16 protein-coding genes are annotated in these 17,460 nt (G+C 55.3%); 8 read left to right on the forward strand and 8 right to left on the reverse strand.

The features are described from left to right. Positions 1-31: 31 nt before the first annotated feature. The 3 genes from leuS to holA are packed head-to-tail and all read left to right on the forward strand — an operon-like array spanning position 32 to position 4,096. A complete protein-coding gene (gene leuS / locus AC07ED_RS15125; protein ID WP_105236089.1) occupies positions 32-2,584 on the forward strand; it encodes a leucine--tRNA ligase in 2,553 nt (850 codons plus the stop codon). Further along, complete coding sequence (gene lptE, locus AC07ED_RS15130) at positions 2,571-3,077, forward strand: LPS assembly lipoprotein LptE (protein ID WP_105236088.1); 507 nt, start codon at positions 2,571-2,573, stop codon at positions 3,075-3,077. Before leuS ends, lptE begins: the two co-directional genes overlap by 14 nt. After that, entirely contained in the window at positions 3,074-4,096 is a 1,023-nt protein-coding gene (gene holA, locus AC07ED_RS15135; protein ID WP_105236087.1) for a DNA polymerase III subunit delta, read from the forward strand. Before lptE ends, holA begins: the two co-directional genes overlap by 4 nt. 53 nt (positions 4,097-4,149) lie before the next feature. On the opposite strand, the gene AC07ED_RS15140 is transcribed toward holA, so the two are convergent. The 6 genes from AC07ED_RS15140 to AC07ED_RS15165 all read right to left on the reverse strand — a co-directional run bounded on the left by AC07ED_RS15140 (position 4,150) and on the right by AC07ED_RS15165 (position 9,958). Beyond that, entirely contained in the window at positions 4,150-4,359 is a 210-nt protein-coding gene (locus AC07ED_RS15140; protein ID WP_067547432.1) for a hypothetical protein, read from the reverse strand. A gap of 83 nt (positions 4,360-4,442) precedes the next feature. Beyond that, positions 4,443-5,084, reverse strand: a complete 642-nt coding sequence (locus AC07ED_RS15145) for a YjbF family lipoprotein (protein ID WP_105236086.1) — start codon at positions 5,082-5,084, stop codon at positions 4,443-4,445. Beyond that, positions 5,081-7,198, reverse strand: coding sequence for a YjbH domain-containing protein (locus AC07ED_RS15150; RefSeq protein ID WP_105236085.1), 2,118 nt, complete (start codon positions 7,196-7,198; stop codon positions 5,081-5,083). The genes AC07ED_RS15145 and AC07ED_RS15150 overlap by 4 nt, the downstream gene beginning before the upstream one ends. Before the next feature lie 165 nt (positions 7,199-7,363). Continuing rightward, on the reverse strand, positions 7,364-8,533 hold the full coding sequence (locus AC07ED_RS15155) for a TIGR03862 family flavoprotein (RefSeq protein WP_105236084.1): 1,170 nt from the start codon (positions 8,531-8,533) through the stop codon (positions 7,364-7,366). A gap of 70 nt (positions 8,534-8,603) precedes the next feature. Continuing rightward, positions 8,604-9,212 (reverse strand): enoyl-CoA hydratase/isomerase family protein, encoded by a 609-nt coding sequence (locus AC07ED_RS15160; protein WP_105236083.1) that lies wholly within the window; start codon positions 9,210-9,212, stop codon positions 8,604-8,606. Next, complete coding sequence (locus AC07ED_RS15165) at positions 9,209-9,958, reverse strand: SDR family oxidoreductase (protein ID WP_105236425.1); 750 nt, start codon at positions 9,956-9,958, stop codon at positions 9,209-9,211. Before AC07ED_RS15165 ends, AC07ED_RS15160 begins: the two co-directional genes overlap by 4 nt. A gap of 125 nt (positions 9,959-10,083) precedes the next feature. Between AC07ED_RS15165 and AC07ED_RS15170 the strand changes: the two genes are divergently transcribed. The 3 genes from AC07ED_RS15170 to AC07ED_RS15180 all read left to right on the forward strand — a co-directional run bounded on the left by AC07ED_RS15170 (position 10,084) and on the right by AC07ED_RS15180 (position 13,786). Continuing rightward, entirely contained in the window at positions 10,084-11,583 is a 1,500-nt protein-coding gene (locus AC07ED_RS15170; protein ID WP_158664565.1) for a DUF2125 domain-containing protein, read from the forward strand. Between the two features lie 99 nt (positions 11,584-11,682). Then, a complete protein-coding gene (locus AC07ED_RS15175) occupies positions 11,683-13,029 on the forward strand; it encodes a TldD/PmbA family protein (RefSeq protein WP_105236081.1) in 1,347 nt (448 codons plus the stop codon). After that, positions 13,016-13,786, forward strand: a complete 771-nt coding sequence (locus tag AC07ED_RS15180; protein ID WP_105236080.1) for a 3'(2'),5'-bisphosphate nucleotidase CysQ — start codon at positions 13,016-13,018, stop codon at positions 13,784-13,786. Before AC07ED_RS15175 ends, AC07ED_RS15180 begins: the two co-directional genes overlap by 14 nt. On the opposite strand, the gene AC07ED_RS15185 is transcribed toward AC07ED_RS15180, so the two are convergent. Continuing rightward, complete coding sequence (locus AC07ED_RS15185) at positions 13,783-15,003, reverse strand: glycosyltransferase family protein (protein WP_105236079.1); 1,221 nt, start codon at positions 15,001-15,003, stop codon at positions 13,783-13,785. The genes AC07ED_RS15180 and AC07ED_RS15185 overlap by 4 nt on opposite strands. Positions 15,004-15,006: 3 nt before the next feature. Then, entirely contained in the window at positions 15,007-15,843 is an 837-nt protein-coding gene (locus AC07ED_RS15190; RefSeq protein ID WP_105236424.1) for an HAD-IIB family hydrolase, read from the reverse strand. A gap of 157 nt (positions 15,844-16,000) precedes the next feature. Between AC07ED_RS15190 and AC07ED_RS15195 the strand changes: the two genes are divergently transcribed. After that, positions 16,001-16,246, forward strand: coding sequence for a DUF4170 domain-containing protein (locus AC07ED_RS15195; protein ID WP_067547455.1), 246 nt, complete (start codon positions 16,001-16,003; stop codon positions 16,244-16,246). Positions 16,247-16,253: 7 nt separating this feature from the next. Continuing rightward, on the forward strand, positions 16,254-17,459 hold the full coding sequence (locus AC07ED_RS15200) for a 3-deoxy-D-manno-octulosonic acid transferase (protein WP_105236078.1): 1,206 nt from the start codon (positions 16,254-16,256) through the stop codon (positions 17,457-17,459). The last annotated feature ends 1 nt before the right edge of the window (position 17,460 follow it).

Consider the following 17,460-nt stretch of genomic DNA (forward strand, 5'->3'; position numbering starts at 1 on the left):
CCGGCGTTTCCATGTCCCAAAGGACCGATCCATGTCCCGCTATACCGCCGCTGATATCGAACAAAAATGGCAAGCCGCCTGGGAACAGGCTGGCGTATTCACCGCAAAACGCGATGAGACAAAGCCGAAATACTACGTGCTCGAGATGTTCCCCTACCCGTCGGGCCGCATCCACATGGGTCACGTGCGGAACTACACCATGGGCGACGTGGTAGCGCGTTTCAAAATGTCGACGGGTCACAACGTTTTGCACCCAATGGGCTGGGACGCGTTCGGTATGCCTGCGGAAAACGCTGCGATGGCATCGGGTGGGCACCCCAAGGACTGGACCTATAAGAACATCGCCGACATGCGCGGCCAGATGAAACCTCTTGGCCTGTCGATCGACTGGAGCCGTGAATTCGCGACCTGCGATCCAGAGTATTACGGCCAGCAGCAGGCGCTGTTCATCGATATGCTCGACAAGGGTCTGGTTTACCGCAAGAACGCCGTGGTGAACTGGGACCCAGTCGACATGACTGTTCTTGCGAACGAACAGGTGATTGACGGCAAAGGCTGGCGTTCTGGTGCGGACGTTGAGCGCCGTGAGCTGACACAGTGGTTCTTTAAGATCTCGGACATGGCTGGCGATCTGCTGGACAGCATCGATAACCTCGATGATTGGCCTGCCAAGGTGAAGCTGATGCAAGCCAACTGGATCGGCAAATCCCGCGGCCTGCAGTTCTCGTTCGAGCGCACGGACGCTGGTGACGCGATTGAGGTTTACACCACGCGCCCCGACACGCTGATGGGTGCGTCCTTCGTTGGTATTTCACCCGATCACCCGATTGCGAAAGAGCTCGAAGCCAACAATCCAGACATCGCGGCGTTTGTCGCTGATTGCCGCAAGGGTGGCACGACCGAAGAAGCGCTGGAAAAGGCTGAAAAGAAGGGCCTTGATACCGGTATTAAAGTCAAACATCCGCTGGACCCGTCCAAAGAGCTTTCTGTTTGGATCGCGAACTTCATTCTGATGGACTACGGCACGGGTGCGATTTTCGGTTGCCCTGCGCACGACCAACGCGACTTTGACTTCGCGACGAAATATGGCCTCGGCATTACGCCGATTTTTGTTGCGGATGGAGCCGAAGAAGAGACCCTGACCGAAGCCTACACTCCGCTGAAATCGGAAAAGGTCCGCTATATCCGCGGCTTCGCTGGCCAAGAGCTTCAAACTGGTGAAGAGGGTGTGAATAGCGCAATCGACAAGGCCGAAGCAGAAGGCTGGGGCACGGGTGTGACCAAATTCCGCCTGCGCGATTGGGGTCTTTCGCGTCAGCGCTATTGGGGTTGCCCAATTCCTGTTGTTCACTGTGACGACTGCGGCGTGGTTCCTGAGAAAAAAGAAAACCTGCCTGTTCAGTTGCCTGACGATGTCACCTTTGACGTGCCGGGTAACCCGCTGGACCGTCACCCCACGTGGCGCGATTGTGCTTGCCCGTCGTGCGGCAAACCCGCACGCCGCGAAACGGACACCATGGATACCTTCGTGGATTCGTCGTGGTATTATGCGCGCTTCACCTCACCACGTGCTGACACTCCGACCGTTCAGGCCGATGCCGACTACTGGATGAACGTTGACCAATATATCGGCGGTATTGAGCACGCGATCCTTCACCTGCTTTATTCACGCTTCTTCGCACGTGCGATGAACGTGACAGGTCACTTGCCCGATAGCGCGCGCGAGCCGTTCAATGCGCTCTTCACCCAAGGCATGGTGACACACGCAATCTATCAGACGACCAACCCTGAAAACGGACGTCCGATCTATCACTATCCCGAAGCGATCGAGCTGCGGGACGGTAAGGCATTCGTCATCGCGACCGGTGAAGAAGCTCAGATCATTCCGTCTGCCAAAATGTCGAAATCGAAAAACAACGTGGTCGACCCGTTGAACATCATTTCGTCGTTTGGCGCTGATACTGCCCGTTGGTTCGTTCTGTCCGACAGCCCGCCAGAACGCGACGTCGAATGGACCGCCGCTGGTGCCGAAGCGACGGCAAAGCACCTCGCTCGTGTGTTCCGCATCTGTGCCGATATTGCAGAGATGGATGATGCCACGACTGAGTCCGATCTGGAGCTGCTCAAAGCAACGCACAAAGCGATCTTTGACGTGACCCAAGGCTTTGAATCGTTTGGCTTTAACGCCGCGATTGCGAAACTCTACGCCTTCACCAACCTCCTGCAGAAATCACCTGCAGGCGGAAAGGCAAAGAAAGAGGCAGCGCGCATTCTGGCCCAGTTGATGTCGCCGATGACGCCGCACCTTTCCGAAGAACTCTGGTCGCTCTTGGGCGGTGAGGGACTTGTGACCACAGCCGCGTGGCCCGTTGTCGACGAAACCATGCTGGTCGAAGACACAGTCACCCTGCCGATCCAGATCAACGGCAAACGCCGCGCGGAAATCAGCGTGCCTGCAGATATGTCGAAGGAAGAGGTTGAAAAGCTCGTCCTTGAGAACGAAGCTGTGGTCAAAGCGCTGGACGGTGGCCAGCCGAAAAAACTGATCGTAGTTCCAGGTCGTATCGTCAATGTCGTCGTCTAAATCCATTACCCGCTACACCCGTCGCGCCCTCTTAGTGGGGGCTGTGGCGGTGTTGGCGGGGTGTGGGTTTACGCCAATCTACGGCAACAATGGTTCCGCATCCAATCTTCGGGGCAAAGTCGCTTATGACACTCCCGACACGTTGGACGGCTACCATCTGCGCGAACGTCTCCAACGACGTTTAGGGCAGACGGAAACGGCTGAGTATCAACTGACGGTCAGAACGGCTCTCAGCAGCAGTTCGGTTGGTATTGCAGAAGACTCTACAGTTCTGCGAGCGACATTGACGGGAACGGCAACCTTCTCTTTGGTTGATAGCGCGGGCGCCGTCATCACAAACGGCACGGTCGAAACATTCAGCGGCTACTCGACAACTGGTAACGTTGTGTCGACTCGTTCGGCTGAACAAGATGCCCATGAACGTCTGTCCATCGCGCTAGCCGACCTCATTGTAGCCCATATTCTTGCGGCTCAAGTCGCTGATAAGCCATGAAATTAGGTGCGCGCGAAGCGTCTGGTTACTTCCGGAAACCAGACCCGAGCAAGGCTGGCCTACTGATTTATGGCACCGACGGCATGCGCGTAGCTCTTCGCCGCAAAGAAGTCGTCGACGCCCTCGTAGGACCACAAGGCGAAGCAGAAATGCGTTTCACTCGCATAGCCGCTGCCGATTTACGTAAAGACGGCGCTCTGCTGAACGATGCAATCAAATCCCAAGGTTTCTTCCCAGGACAACGCGCGGTTTTAGTGGAAGACGCCGCAGACGGTCTGGCAGAAACGATCCGCGTCGCAATGTCGGATTGGAGGGATGGCGATGCGCAAGTGATCGTGACAGCGGGTTCGCTCACGGCAAAGTCGTCGTTGCGTAAATATTTCGAGGCCCACCCGAACGCCTTCGCGATCGGGATCTATGACGATCCACCTGCCCGCGACGAAATCGAAGCCAGCCTTGCCGCAGCAGGACTTAAGGCGATTGGACGCGACGCGATGGACGCTATCGTCGCGTTGTCGCGGACTCTTGATCCCGGTGATTTTCGGCAGACCATTGAAAAGCTGGGCCTCTACAAACTCAACGATAACAGCGAGTTAAACGTCGACGATGTCGATGCCTGTCGACCACAATCTGCAGAGGCTGGCGTTGATGATTTGCTCAAAGTTGTTGCTGATGGACAGCCCCAGTTAATTGCCCCGCTGCTGCGCCGGCTTTACGCGCAGGGCGTCAATCCCACCGGTTTATGCATCAACGCGAACCGTCATTTTCGCGCTCTTCACACAGTCGCATCGGACCCTGGGGGACCGTCATCGGGGATTGGGCGACTTAGACCACCAGTGTTCGGCCCTCGTCGTGACGCAATCCTTCGACAAGCCAGCACATGGGGTCGTGATCGACTAGAACGCGCTTTGAGCGAGCTGCTGACGACTGACCTGACACTGCGTTCATCTTCAAAGGCCCCACAGCAAGCCTTGATGGAGCGTGCTTTGGTCCGCCTCGCGATGATGGGGAAGCGGTAAAATAAAAAGGGCGGACCATTGGCCCGCCCCTTTCGAAACTCTATTCGGACCGATTAGGTGCCCGAAGAAGAAGACGAACCAGCAACTGCAGCAATTGCGCCCAGTGCCAGCAGTGGAAGTACAAACTTCGACAGGCCTGGCTTCGGTGCCACGGCAACAACACCAGTGTTAACTGGCTGTTGAACAACAGCGTTCATGCCACCAGCGTGAGCAGAGGTTGCTGCAACTACGGCAACAGCCGCTGCGAGAAATACTTTACGCATTAGATATGCTCCAATTGAATACCAAACTACGCTTTGAATACCTCGAAAAACCCTCACAATCAACTTTCAACTTTGAATTGTTCTTAAAATTGCTGCGTTGTGGCATGTCCGACGCTTTTGCCAAGCCATTGCTGTGATTGAACAACGTCGCGGTACCCATTCACCCAATAATAATTGGCGAATGCGACGTCTTCGCTTCGGCAGGTCTCCTGCAACTTTGTTGCCCCAAAGCTACGGTCAAGGATCGTGACTTGATCCTGTCCGACCGGTTCAAGCTCACATGAGAATTCCATTCGGATAACTTCATCCGAAGAATCAAGTTGTTCGATGCGGCGGGAATAAGATCCTACACCACGGCGCAAAGCCGCCGAAAGTCCGCGAGTATCAGCTGCGTAGATGTCTTCGCCAAATCCACGCGTCGCTACGACAATACCGTTCTCAAGCGTGATAGTCATCCCGATAGACGAAATCCATGTCTCTTGATTTCCGTTGGACCCGATCTTTTGAAAGATGTCTGCAACCTCCAACGACGGAACGGCAGCCAAGATAACAGGTGTTTCCGAGGCAGTTAGATCGGCGAAAGTGTAGGTCGGAATGGCCTCTGCATCAGGTTGGTCAAAGCGTGACTTAACCGCTGCCGAAACTTTCGAAGCCGTGTTTCCATGAGCCAATGGACCGCAGGCGACGAGCGCTGAAAATGCGACAAATTTTAGTAGATTTTTCATCGCCAGAACCGTCCCCAAGAATCGCCAAAGTCTGAAATGTCACCAGACCGAATTGCATCGTAAAGTCGCCCATCCACATCAAGCCGCGCGCCGCCGTCACGTGTAAGCGAGCTCAATCGAGTATCAACCAACTGAGTTGACGGCATACCCGTTGCCCAATCCATCGGAATGGTCAGACGAATACCTTTATCGAACGATCCCTCACCAAAGTCTTCAAACGGAACATCGGTAAAGGTTGCATAGGCCCCGATCCGCCAGCCGTTTTGAAACTCTCGTTCCACAGAAACGGTCGCGCCCCAATCTCCGGCCAAATAACGACCAGCGTCGACTTGAAGGTGGAAGTCATTTTGCATTGCCCAATAGGCAGACAGATGACCCGTGATGACATTGTAGTCTTGGAACCCAAGGCCCTGATCAAAATCGCGCTGCGCGGTGTAGTTTAGCTCAACTCCAAATGCGAGGTCGCTATCGACTGGCCTCCAGAGTAGCTCTGTCGAAATACCGCCGAACATGGGTTCTAAGTAACCAAGGGTTACCCGTGAATAGAGTTCCGAGGCGGGACGCCCATACCAAGCAAACGTGAGATAATCGATTCCACCATCACCTTGATCCGCATAATAGGGCGCATAGCGACGAACGGGTTCGATCGTCGAAGCCGAAATCGAGGGATTGTCGATCCGGTTGTCGTAGACCGATTTACGAATTGAACCCGCAACGACAATGTTGGGGCGAATTTCGTACCGCATCGCCGCTTCAATACCGACTTCGACTGTTGCAGGGTTCTGGCTATCGAAAAGCGTCAGCTCTCCATACGGCATGATGCCCCACTTAAAGTTACTCGTTTGGGTCGGAACAAGAGCAGCGTCGTCACCGACCATCGCCTCTGACACATCGGCCCGAGCGTAAATTGCTTTGGCAGACCCGATTTGGTTCTCAAGGCTCTCCAAGTCGCTACGCTTAATCGTCGTCGTAGAAGTCGGAACGCCCAATCGGGTTGGCTCGAAGATGAAAGTTTCAATCGACGGAGGGAGCGCATAGGTCAAAACGCGCGAAATACGCCCGACGGCCTGTGCCTCGGATCTGTATTGGGTGTTCTCATATCGAAGTCGGATCGAAGTATCAGTGAGTTCAATGCCTTGAACAACAATCCCGTCCTGACCGAGGGCCTCAACGAGAGCGGTCTGAAGGGTCTCATCTGGTAACACTGACCGATCCCATGTCCGCGCAGCTCGCAAATCCTCTGGCCGAACGACGACTGGCATCGGGGCGGTATCGTAACCGCCAACCGCAGGACGGCGGTTTGGGTTCAAAACCGAAGTAGCCGTGACGCCGATTTCGCTACCGTAGAGCGCGTAAATGCTGAGTTCATAGTTTTCGTTCGGGTGATATTTGAGACCAAAGTTGAGCGGCAACTTATGATCGAACGTCCCGTTGGCTACTTCGCGCTCGTAGGCATCTGAAGAATACTCAGCCGCGAAAGTCAGCGAAGGGTTAATCTGCCATTCGACCCCGCCGAACAAAGCGGCGTCACCACGAAAATAGAGGTCATATGCAGGAACACCGCCTTTGCCAAATATACTGCTGCGCGACGGACGCGTCTCCATTGCGTTCACAATCGCGCCGAGCGGGTTGGTAAAGCCGTTATAGCTCCCCATTCGGCCCCAACCGATACCAGCTGTCGCCCGCAAATTGGTGCCAATTGTTTTTGTTCCGACGACGTACTCAGAGGTGAGGACGCCCGTCCCCATAAAGTCACGCAGTCCGACAGCAACAGCCGGGAGCCATTCGGATTCATCCCGCAGCCGATATTGGAAATCAAAACTGCGATCATAAAGCGTACCAGTATCCACGCCAGTGTATTCAGGGATGATCGAATAGCGGAAAGTCCCCGACAACCTCGGCAAAATCTGAAAAGTGATAGACACGCGGGCTTGATCTTCGAAGGCCGATATCTGGCTCGACAGGTCAGCATCCTGCGCGGACAAAGCGGATGGCATTTCAATGATGCCGATCGTCCCATACATCGAATACTCAGGACGCCAATCCTGCGCCATTGCTGTGGTTGACCCAACAACCGAGGCCATCAGTGCGAGAAATCCGCGCAAAACAGTCATTAAAACTCTCCTAAATTCAGAGTTCTTCTACCTTTCGAAACCTAAAATACAAACATCGCATGAAGTCTTGATGCGAGTAATCTCTTATGGTTGCGAAACTGCATCCATCTTGGGCTTTTCTCGTGAACGAAAATTGCTGGTCCCAAGCCACCTCAAACAGGTCGGCTAGTGCCCGCCCACGTCGAGCTGCGCTGCATAATCAATCGCCGCCAGCGCAGCATGCCGGCCCGTCGCCAGGCATCCTGTGATCAAATACCCGCCCGTTGGGGCTTCCCAATCGAGCATTTCGCCAACACAAAACACGCCCGCGCGGTCCCGCATCATCAAACCATTGTCCATAGCGTCGAACCTCAGCCCACCCGCTACAGAAATTGCTTCATCCATGGGGCGGGGACCATCGTGCCGAATGGGGAGGTTTTTAATCAAAGTCGCCAGATCATCAGGGAATGGACGACCAAATTCATTCAAGAGGGCAATTTTCACTGGATCAAGGCGAAACGTTTTACGTAGGACATTTGAGAGTGACTCTTTGCCTCTCCGAAAGAGCTTTTTTCGTATGCCCTCAACGGTCAGCGATGGCAACAAGTCGATAGTCAATGGTGCGCCATCACGTACCGCAGCCGAGAGCATATAAATCCCACCGCCTTCGATCCCACGAGACGAGATCACGAATTCTCCGCTGGATCTGTGGGCGCCTGCTATAAGCGTACACCCCTTAACAGGCGCCCCGAAATGGGCCGTCATGTGGTCCGACCATGAAACGATAAACCCCATGTTGGCGGGTTTAAACGGCGCGATACTGCCATGGAATTGTTCAGCCCATCGCCCATCAGACCCAAGCCGCGCCCAACTCGCCCCACCAAAGGCGAGGATCACGATGTCTGCCGAAACCGACTGAGAGCCATCGGGCGTATCGAATAACCAATCGTCACCGTCCCAACCTGTCCATCGCCACCGTGTTTGCAACTTAACCTGCTGCGCATCCAATCGCTTTAGCCACGCCCGCAGCAACGGTGACGCCTTCATCACCACCGGAAAGACGCGCCCAGTCGAGCCTATGAATACCTCTTGGCCAAGCCCATTTGCCCACTCAATCACTTGGTCAGGGCCGAAGGCAGACAAAGCTGCAACCATCGAGGCCGGAATGTCACCGTAGGCTTCTAGGAACCCAGCCCCAACTTTGGTCAAGTTCAAACCTGATTTACCCGCCATCAGGAATTTGCGCGCGGGAGACGGCATCGCATCAGCGATCAACACGGAATGCCCAGCAGCCGACAGAACATCTGCCGCCATCAAGCCCGCAGGACCCGCGCCGATCACCAGTGCCTTTGCCAAATGTCTGCTCCGTCCGAAAACACTTAACCGACGGGTAACATGGGGCAGGTCAGGTTCCAACTACTGGTGATTAACCGACAAGACCTTTGATGCCCGCAATATGGCTTGGCTTGGCGGCCAATGCATCTGTAGCGATCTCGCAGACCATGGGCATCAAATCTTCAACCTCGACCAAACGATCGACCAGACCAAAGGACAACGCCTCGTCAGAAGTGATCTTTTGACCGCCCATTAGGATCAGTTTCGCGCGGCTTGGACCGACTAGTGCCGCCATCCGTTTCGGGTCAGACGGCTGCGGCAAAAAACCAAGCTTCATGACAGGATAAAAGAACTTTGCCGTCGGAACCGAAATCCGCAGATCACACGCCAGAGCCATCCCAAAGGCACCGCCAGCCAAAGTGCCGTTGAGCGCGGCAATCGTCATGCACGGCAGTGCGGCAATCGCACCTGAAAGGCGTTCCCAAACAGGACTAGTGGCCAATCCTGCGCGGGCCTCATCCAAGTCGGCACCTGCGCTGAATACCTTGCCTGCGCCCGTGATAACGAACACCTTGGCAGCAGAGGCAGATTCCGCAAATTCCGCCAGTTGGGTCAGCATCTCCTCGGTCAGAGAATTCGCTTTCTCTTGGCGATCAATCGTGGCGATCCAAAGATCACCCTCTTGGTCAAAACGGATCATGCCACACCTATAGCCTTGCGTATTTCAGGATCTCTTAGTTTCACATCCTGCCCGAGATAAACATCGGCCTCTTCGCCGCACATCCAAACCAAAGCCTTGGCCGGCCATTCGGGTGGAATATGGTCGGACCATTCTAGTTCCGCTACGGGACCCAAACCAGACGATTTGATATCACGCTGCATTTGGGTCGCCACTGTACCAGGCGACAAGCCCAACGCGCGGATACCTGCGGCCCGATATTCAAGGTCGATGTGGCGGGTCAACATGTAGGCTCCGGCCTTAGACGCACAGTAGGCTGACCAAACTTCGTACGGGTTATGCGCAGCGCCCGAAGAGATGTTCAAAATGGTCCCGCACCCTTTTGAGATCATGCTGGGCAATACGGCGCGTGCACCATGAAATACGCCTTTGAGGTTCACATCGACAGCAAGGCCCCATTGATCCACGTCGGCCTCGGCAAGCGGTGCCATAGGCGCAATGACGCCCGCATTATTGACCAGAACGTCGATGCTGCCGAACTGCGAAAGCGTGCGATCAATGGCAGACTTCACGGCCTCGAATGACGTAACATCGCAAAGAATGGCCAACGCGGTCTCCCCGATCTCTGTGGCGATCGCTGCAATCCGATCCCCATCGCGCGCCAAGAGAACAACATTCGCGCCTTTTTCCGCAAATTCTTTTGCTGCTGCCTCACCAATGCCTCGGCTGGCACCTGTAATAACGACCGTTTTGCCTGTCATCTTCATGTTTTCTTTCTCCGTCATCTTTATCGCAGCCGACTGAATGGTTACTTTTAGACATAAGTGATCACTGCCATGACACTTTAATGGCAAAATATTTTTCAAGAGTTGTCTGGGAAAGGATACCCACCATGAATACTAGCAAATTTGGCGCAAGCGTTTGCCTTGCCGCACTGTTCACCGCTCCCGCAGCTTTTGCAGATGTTACCGCCCAAGAGGTTTGGGACAATTGGAAGTCCCAAATGGCGATGTACGGCACCGATATGATCACATTCGGTGCGGAAACGATGTCGGGCAACACGCTGACGATCGAAAGCACCACATACGATGCTGATCAGGACGGCATTACGATCAAAGCGGAGATGGGGCCGATTAGCCTGACCGAAAACGGCGATGGCACTGTTTCGGTCATGATTCCTGAACAATACCAGATGTCGATGGGCAACTCCGAAAACTTCGCCGAAAACCACGGGACCATTTCCATCACTGTTGCCAACTTTGATATGGTCGCCAGCGGAACCGCGGACGCGATCAATTACGATGTCTCGGCGGATTCTTATTTGCTTGAACTGGCAGAAGCGTTCGACGGCGGAAAACCAGTGCCGGTTGAGGCAAGCCTCAAGCTCAACGGATTGTCGGGCGTCTATTCCGTCCTCACAGGCGATCTACAGACTGTCGGCTATGATTTGTCGGCGTCCTCTATGGACGTATATTTTGACCAGGACGAAGAGTTCGAAAAGATAAACGTCTCGGGCCAAACGACGGGCATGTCCCTCGCCTCTAGCATGATCATGCCAACTGATTTTGAACAGAAATCGCCTGAGACAATGTTTATCGACGGTGCAGAGATGTCGTTCGATTACACCGCAGGCCCGTCGACATACATCATCAGCGTCACGGATGGTTCTGGCACGCTCAACATGGCAAGCGCGACCGAGTCTGGCCACCTCAGTTTTGGTTTGGATAAGGACGCGATGTCGTTCGCTGCGCTCTCAACAGGTTTGAAATTCCAAGCCATGGGTGGGCAGGTTCCGCTGCCGCTAGATATCACCGCGGACGAGTACGGTGTGAGCTTTGAAATGCCTCTGGCTAAGACCGAAGAACCTGCTCCGTTTGCGGCAGGGATCACCCTTACGGACCTTGGCCTCAACGACATGCTTTGGATGATGGCAGACCCGCAGGGCATCCTGCCCCACGACCCGATCACCTTCCAAGTCGCTGTGACAGGCGCGGCAAAGCTGTTCTTTGACGTAATGGACCCGAAACAAGCCGCCGCGCTTGAGCAAACCGATGTTCCTGGCGAACTACACGCTCTGACCCTTCAGAACCTGAAACTCGCCATTGCTGGCGCAGAGATCACAGGGACGGGTGATTTCACCTTTGATAACACCGATCTGCAAACCTATGACGGCTTCCCACGCCCCGAAGGCAGTCTGTCTTTGGTCGGCAAAGGCATCAATGGGCTCTTGGATAAAGTGGAACAAATGGGTCTGCCCGTCGGTGATCAGATCATGACCGCACGGATGATGTTGGGCATGTTTACTCAGTCCACTGGCGACGATCAGATCGAAACAACCATCGATATGAATGCCCAAGGCAACGTGATGCTGAACGGTCAACGTATCAAGTAAATCAACAGCCCGTCCCAGTGACTTTGGGGCGGGCACACCATGCCGGACTTGCAGGGACAGGCCCTGCGGTCTAGGTCATGGGTGACCAAAGGTGTGCCCATGACAAAATCGCTTTCTGACCTGACCAGCCTACTTCTCGATCTCGCCCGTAAAAGCGGTGCCGATAGCGCCGATGCGTTGGCCGTTGATGGAACCTCGGTTCACATCGACGTACGTGGTGGCGCGTTGGAATCCGCCGAACGATCTGAAGGCGTCGATGTTGGTTTGCGCGTGTTGGTCGGCCAACGGCAGGCCTGCGTATCGACCTCTGACACACGTCCCGATGCGCTTCGCGAATTGGCAGAGCGCGCAGTTGCGATGGCCTGCGTGGCCCCCGAAGATCGATATGCTGGGTTGGCCGATGTCGATCAACTTGCCACGGATATCGATAGCAGCAGACTAGAGCTGTTCGACCCAACGCCTGAGCCTGATCCCGCCATGCTACAGGACGATGCAGCCCGCGCCGAAGCGGCAGCACTGGCCGTCAGCGGCGTAGAGCAAGTGATCGGCGCATCCGCAGGCTACAGCCATCGCCGCGTTCACATCGCTGCAACGAACGGCTTCGCGGCAGGATATGAGCGTTCAGACCGTGGCATTTCCTGTGGCGCACTCGCTGGAACTGGCAGCGGGATGGAACGTGATTACGATCATGACAGCCGCATTTTCCAGTCCGATATGCGCGACGCGGCGGACATTGGCCGCACCGCAGGGGAACGCGCGATTGAGCGCCTCAACCCACGCCGCCCCAAAACAGGCAGCTATCCAATCCTATTGGACGAACGCATCTCTTCATCACTGATCACCCACCTCTTGCAGGCGGTAAACGGCAGCATGATTGCACGTGGTTCGTCATGGGCACGTGAATTGAAAGGGACACAAGTCCTCCCCGAAGGTCTGTCGCTGATCGAGGACCCGCACTGCCCGCGTGCGAGCGCCTCGCGTCTCTTCGACGCCGAAGGACTGCCGACAGCCCGTCGTGCGATTGTAGAGAATGGTATCCTAACCGAATGGACGCTCGACCTCGCCACGGCACGGCAACTCGGACTGGCCAGCAACGCACATGCGGCACGCGGCACATCCTCAACGCCCAGCCCCTCTGTGACGAACGTTGCCTTGACCCAAGGCGACAAGTCTCGCGCCGACCTCATCCGCGATATGGGCACTGGACTGTTGGTGACCTCGTTCATCGGTTCGACGATCAACCCGAACACGGGCGACTATTCCCGCGGGGCAGCTGGTTTCTGGATCGAAAACGGTGAGATCACCTACCCCGTCAATGAGATCACAATCGCGGGCAACCTGATCGATATGCTCAAACGGATCACCCCAGCCAATGATGCTCGCCAACACCTAAGCCGTGTTGTGCCATCGCTCTTGGTCGAAGGGCTGACGCTTGCCGGTGACTGATCTCGACCTCCTGATAGACGCGGCCCGCAAAGCAGGGGAAATCGCAGCGGACTTTTTCAAGTCTGCGCCAAAGGTATGGGACAAACCCGCTGGCCAAGGCCCCGTGACCGAAGCGGACCTAGCTGTCGATACCATGCTGCGGGAATCGTTGACCGCAGCGCGGCCCGATTATGGTTGGCTGTCCGAAGAGACCGATGACACCTCGGATCGCCTATCAACAACCCGCCAGTTTATCGTCGATCCAATCGACGGCACACGAGCGTTTATCGACGGCTCCAAGGACTGGGCTCATTCGCTCGCCATTGTCGAAAACGGACTGGTTTTAGCGGGCGTCGTTTATCTACCGATGAAAGACCAGATGTTTGCTGCGGGGCGTGGCGAGGGCGCAACGCTGAACGGTGAAACCCTGCATGCCGGTGAAACCGCAACGCCGCCAACGATCCTCACGAACACGCCGACGATGGATGTGACCAATTGGAAAGACGCGCAGCCCCCCAAGGTTGACCGCCATTTCAGATCATCACTTGCCTACCGCATGTGCCTCGTCGCCGAGGGTCGTTTCGACGGCATGATTACCCTCCGCCCAAGCTGGGAATGGGACATCGCTGCGGGGGCTTTGATCCTGACCGAGGCAGGCGGCACCGTGACCGACAAAAAAGGCATCCCGCTTCGATTTAACAATCCCCATCCGCAGGTGAACGGAGTGATCGGCGCAGTGCCGACCTTCCACCGAACCCTCGCAGATCAACTGCTCTAACCAAATTCCGCGTTGTCGTCTGCGACTGCCTTTAGCATGTCCGTCAGGATCGCAGGATCGGCAGCGTTTACGCGGCTCCAATTCGGGATGAACGGTGTTTCCATCGGGTTGTCTAGGAACACGCTCCCCGCCTGCATGATATTCGCAGCGAACAGCTCAACCGCAGTCTCTTCGGCGTGCCGATCAAGGTCGAGACCGTTCATTCTCGCGTCGTTGTAGTAGGTATCGATGAGGTCGAGCGCCATTCGGTAATAGGTCGCTTTAATCGACCGAAACACCTCCTCACTCAGCACCGTACCGTCGGCAGCAAGCTTTCGGTATAGGGCTTTGCAAATGTCGACCGACATCCGGCTGAGCCCTTTGTTTGCATCATCAAGGGAAAGATCCTGATGTTTATGGTCATATCGATCGCTGATCTCGACCTGACAAACGGCCTGCGGCGATAGGTTCCGCCAAGCCTCGGACAAGAGGCCGATCTCTAACCCCCAATCCGATGGAATGCGCATGTCTGGCAAGATCGCGGTCCGCATCGCGAACTCTCCTGCCAGCGGGTAACGAAACGACGATAGGAAATCGAGGTAGTCTCGCTGTCCCAAGACCTTCTTGAGCGCCTGCAAAAGAGGCGTAACCAGCAAACGACTGACCCGTCCATTTAACTTTCGATCCGCCACTCGCGGATAGAACCCTTTGGACATTTGATAAGGAAATGCAGGGTTGGCGACGGGATACACAAGCCGCGCCAACATATCTGCCGAATAGGTCACGACATCACAGTCATGGACCGCAACGACTGCAGCCTCTGCTTGGGCCAAAGTGTAACCAATGCAGAACCAAACATTCCGCCCCTTCCCTGGTTCGTTCGGCGACAAGGCCAGCTTTTTCAAACGCTCATCAATCGCCTGCAAACGCGGGCCATCGTTCCAAAGGATGTCGTGGTTCACCTTGAGACACGAAAAGAACTGCCGTGCGTATCGGTATTCCTCTTCGGTCGCACGGTCGAGGCCAATGACGATTTTATTGAGGTATGGCACCTTATTCAGTTCATCAATGATTGCGGGCAGAGCCTCGCCTTCGAGTTCCGAAAACAACGACGGGAGGATAAGGTTGATTTTGCGGTTCATCCCGAACGTAGACAGCTCATTCGTCATCGCTTCGGTGGATGCGGTCCGCAAATTGTGCAGGGTCGCGATGCTTCCGCTCTGGTGAAAATCGGCCAAGGGTCAAACCTCCTGTTGTTTTCTGTTCAGCTCCGGATTCCAAATCTCAACATATTTCAGAACCGCTTCGTTCCAGCCCGCAGGCCCGACGAGTTTCGTGCGAATAATGCGCCCATCCGCCTCTCCTACGAGCGGCGGCAGCGGCGCAGCGTGGGGGTTCTTCACCACCACGCCCAATGACGCTGCCTGCAACATTTCAACATCATTCGGCGCATCACCCAGCGCGATCGTTCGACAAGGTGCAAATCGCGCGGATAGCTCTCTCATCCGATCCGCCTTGGTCGCACCGAACGAAAGTGTCAGGAACCGCCCGCCACGCCGTGCGTGCACTCCATGCTCAGCCAAAACCGCTATAAATTCCGCTTCGGCTTGCTCACTTCCGCGCCACAACCCAGGTTCAGAAAACTGACGAGCATGAGCCAGTCGAGCCCCAGATTTGGACAACCCAGTTTCACGCGAAATGCCCTCTATACCCCAATCGGTGAACCCTTCAAAATCACGGCGCAGAGCACCAGGTATCTGTGAGAGGACCCACATAATCCTGTCATGATAAACGCGATCAGATCCAGCGGTCGCTCCACCCTCAAGAATGCCAGCGCCATTCTCGACGATTGCAGGCATATGGCCGAACCCGATTGCATCCCGAAGCTGTTCAATTTCGGCTGCAGTCTTTGAACTCGCTATGATCAGCGGAATATTCCGCGTTCTCAATCGGTCCAGTGCAGGCGCGGCTGGCGCCCAAGAGTAAGTTTCATGATCCAGAAGAGTTCCATCCAGATCGGTGAACACGGCGATGCAGGGCAATGCGGTCCCCTTTTCTTCACCTACAGGGTTGGCCATCAACGACCAGAAGGCAAGTAAAAATTTCTGCACCGCAGCAAACCCTTGAGTTGCAGTATGTTAGGCGACATCTGTATCGGAACCATGACGGTGGTTCTCTTGACCCTTTGCCGCCAATGCTTAGGGTGGCGCACATCCAACACAGCGGAGTTTCCCCATGGCCAATCGTCTGCATCTCGTCTTTGGTGGCGAACTTGTTGATCCCAGCACCACGACCTTCAAAGACGTCAACAATATCGACATCGTCGGCATGTTCCCTGATTATCAGTCCGCCCATGATGCATGGAAAGCAGCGGCTCAGCGCACCGTTGATGACGCTCATACACGCTATTTCATCGCTCACATCCACAGGCTCCGGGACGAAGGCCTTGCGGCTTCCCCGACTGAAGAGCTGGGGCTGTAATCCCTAAATGGCATCGTCATTGTTCCTAAACCTCTACCTCTTGGCCCGCCCCTGCGGGTCAGGCGAGGTCATAGGCGCAAACGAACCTACCCCCCCTTCCCAGCCCGTCATTTGGGTGCACTGTCGCAACACGGCAGATGCAGATCACATTCGACGGGTCATGCGACAAATGCAGGACGACCTCGAACAGGTCGCATTTGTCGTGACGGGATCGTCTCTAGACACTGACACCTCTCCAGACGGGATGATCACAGTATCAAAAGGACCAGGTCGAAACCTGCGAGATATTTCGCGGTTCATTGATCACTGGAAACCCATCGGACTGGTGTGGATTGGGGGACAAATTGATCCCGCGATCATAACCGCAGCCGACCGATATTCGTTTCCGAAATACCTGATCGCTGCGGACGCAAACGACTTTATCCCTGAAGGACGAAAGTGGTTCTTTGGGATGCGTCGTTATCTTCTTTCGGTTTTCGACGACGTCCTCGCCGCTGATAAATCGAGTGCCGAACGGTTTCGCCGTTGGGGTGTCGCCTCGGACCACGTCGAAGTCATCGGACATTTCGATGATCAAGCGCCCGTTCTGTCATGCAACGATGCAGAACGTGCCGATTTCGCAAGAACCATCGATACGCGCCCGATCTGGCTCGTCGCAAATGCGATCCCCACTGAGATCAACTTGATCATTGAGGCGCACCGCAGTGCATGCCGCAGATCACATCGGCTGCTTTTGATCCTCGTTCCTCAGGATACACGCCAAGCACCCGAACTCGCCGCGAAACTCATCGATGCTGGGTTTGAAACCGTTCTTCGGTCCGAAGGCGACCCGACCGAGACAACCCGTGCGCTGGTCGCCGATCTCGATGGTGAATTAGGTATGTGGTATCGGATTTCGCCGATTACTTACATGGGCGGCACGTTGACCAGGGGAAGTCGCCATCCGTTTGAGGCCGCAGCACTCGGCTCTGTTGTTGTGCACGGACCTACAACGGCACCCTATGCCCGCTTTTATATGCAACTCGACAACGCGGGTGGCGCGGCACCAATTGCAAACGGCGCAGCACTGGCCAAAACAATCGAAGACCTGCTATCCCCTGACCTTACCGCGCAGATTGCCCATGCAGCATGGGATGTCACATCGCGCGGAGCAGAGGTAACAAACCGGATTGCCGCTCTCATTAGCACAATCCTAGACAAGGCCGAAGGATAGG

The organism is Aestuarium zhoushanense, assembly GCF_056431045.1.